This window comes from Pseudoalteromonas sp. Z1A6, from assembly GCF_011378745.1.
Lineage (GTDB): Bacteria > Pseudomonadota > Gammaproteobacteria > Enterobacterales > Alteromonadaceae > Pseudoalteromonas > Pseudoalteromonas arctica.
The window spans coordinates 1-2509 of sequence record NZ_WTKW01000475.1 but is presented as its reverse complement, the minus strand read 5'-3'; the positions used below and the strand labels follow the sequence as shown (position 1 = coordinate 2509).

General features: G+C 40.5%; 3 protein-coding genes. 2 read left to right on the top strand and 1 reads right to left on the bottom strand.

From position 1 onward, the window contains the following. Nucleotides 1-46 precede the first annotated feature (46 nt). Complete coding sequence (locus GQR46_RS18650) at nt 47-796, top strand: alpha/beta hydrolase (protein WP_165742018.1); 750 nt, start codon at nt 47-49, stop codon at nt 794-796. A 56-nt stretch (nt 797-852) separates the two neighbouring features. On the opposite strand, the gene GQR46_RS18645 is transcribed toward GQR46_RS18650, so the two are convergent. Further along, nucleotides 853-2055, bottom strand: a complete 1203-nt coding sequence (locus tag GQR46_RS18645) for a bifunctional alpha/beta hydrolase/OsmC family protein (RefSeq protein WP_165729306.1) — start codon at nt 2053-2055, stop codon at nt 853-855. A 266-nt stretch (nt 2056-2321) separates the two neighbouring features. On the opposite strand from GQR46_RS18645, the gene GQR46_RS18640 reads away from it, so the two are divergent. Then, on the top strand, nt 2322-2509 hold a 188-nt coding region (locus GQR46_RS18640), incomplete at its 3' end, for a 2-oxoglutarate and iron-dependent oxygenase domain-containing protein (RefSeq protein WP_240922924.1).

Here is a 2509-nt window from a genome sequence, read left to right as displayed (position 1 = left end):
TAAAAGTTATTTTTAATTAAAAACAATAATTTATATAAGTTTAAATATGCAAAAAGCACTTAAAAAGCTTTTTATGTTAAGCGCACTCACCTTAACTACATCAATAATAAGCACTACAAGCTATGCAACCGACGACGTTATAACCGATAAAAGCCGCAATCGCACTATTCCTATCAATATTACATTACCAAGTAACAATGCTAAGTGTACAGAGCAAGCAAAGTGCCCTGTGGCATTTATTAATGCGGGCTACGGTATTAGTCATAACAAGTATACGTTTGCCAGTGATGCGTTTAATCAACGCGGATACTTAACAGTAGCCGTTGCACATGAACTAAAAACCGACCCTTACCTAAACCGTGAACAGCCTTACTTAACCACTCGTATGGAAAACTGGCATCGTGGTGTGGTAACGCTTAAGTTTTTAGTTAATGAGTTATCGAGTAAATACCCAGCGTACGACTTTACAAAACTCGCCTTATTTGGGCATTCAAACGGCGGTGATATTTCGGTATTATACGGCTCTATTTACCCCAATGAAGTAAGCACTATTATTACGATCGATCATCGTCGTATGTTGATCCCTCGTAATAAAAAGATTCGCGTGTTTACACTACGTGGTAGTGATTACCCAGCTGATGCGAATGTGTTGTTAACGGCTGAGGAGCTGGATAAGTTTCCTGTTATACAAACACTAATAGAAAAATCTCGTCATAACGATATGTACGATGGCGGGCCAAAATGGCTGGTGGATAGAATGAGTAAAGAAGTAAAAGAATTTTTAGATAGTAAATAGTTAGTTTTGTTAAAGCATAGCGCAGTGTTAGCTGCGCTATATTGCTTGTATGCTAGTTACTTTACCAGTTCACTTACAATAACAGGGTTGTTATGTAGTGTTTTATGCACAGGGCATTTGTCGGCTATTTCGAGCAAACGCTGGCGTTGCTCTTGTGTTAAATCACCGACTAGAGTGATTTTACGGGTAATGGCTTCTAGGTTACCGGTTTGCTCACAATCGTCGCAATCTTTGTTGTAATCGCGAGTGTGATCAAGCTCTACTTTAACATGCTCTAGCGCTAAATTTTTACGTGTAGCGTACATACGTAGTGTCATTGCTGTACAAGCACCAAGCCCCGCTAATAAGTGATGATACGGATCGGGGCCTAAGTTTTTACCGCCTACCTTTATTGGCTCATCTGCAAGCCAAGTATGATCTTTAGTGCTTACGTGCTGAGTAAATACATGGTCTTTTTCTTCAACAAGTACATTGCCACCCGTTAAGCTTGCTGTGTATTTTGTTTTGTCATACTTGACGTAGCGGTTAGCCCACGTTGCAATAATTTCTGCAGCGTAGTCGGCATCGTTTTTATTAGTAAGTAAGTGATCGGCGTTATCCAGGCTAATAAAACTTTTAGGATGCTTAGCTGATGCGTAAATTTTTTCGGCTTCACTAATATTTACCGTCGCATCAATAGGGGAGTGCATTACTAACAATGCGCGCTTAAGTTTACTAATGTGGCTTTTATCGTACTTGGCTATATCGTCTATAAACTGTTTTTTAATGGTAAATTCTCGGCCTGCTAGGCTTACCTTCGCTTCACCGGCTGCGTTAATTTCATCAAGGTGTGCTGCAAAGTTATGGGCTACGTGCTGTGCATCTGACGGCGCGCCAATGGTTGTAATAGCCGATACTTCAGGAATGTGCTCAGCAGCAGCAAGTACCGCAGCGCCGCCTAAACTGTGGCCAATAAGTAATTGCGGCGCTGCAAAATGCTCACGCAGATGATCAGCCGCTGAAACTAAATCTTGAATGTTTGATGAAAAGTTACTGTTAGCAAAGTCGCCATCGCTATTACCTAAACCCGTAAAGTCAAAACGCAGTACGGCTATGCCTTGCTGCGTAAGTGCACGGCTTATACGTGTGGCTGCTGCTATGTCTTTTCCGCATGTGAAGCAGTGTGCAAATAGCGCATAAAACTTTATGTCGCCGGCGGGGCGTTCTAGTTGGCCGGCAAGTTCTAAATCGCCGCTTTTAAAAGATACTTTTTGTCGCATGGGGAGCCTTATTTACACAAATAAAATACATTATAGTAGTAGACCAGATATAAGTACTAAACCTTGCAAATTCAACGTTTTTTTATAAGTTGATCTTGATCAAGCCTAGTGGTGGAAACGTTACTTTACGGACATATGTCCTTATGTTTTTGAGGTCATTTGTCTATCCTCGCATAGCGCTATAATGAAGGCTTTGCTACTTTATCTTGGCAATTTGCTACTATTAAAGCAGTCCACTTCACACAACCTATTCACTGGAACGTACAATGCAATTACCTACTGTTGATTACAAAGCTCCCGATGCGGCTGCACACTTTGTTGAATCGTTAAGAAATACTGGATTTGGTGTTTTAAAAAACCACCCAATTCCACAGTCTTTAGTTGAATCTATTTACAAAAATTGGCAAGACTTTTTTAACTCAGAGCAAAAGCAGGACTTTTTATTCTCTAAAGA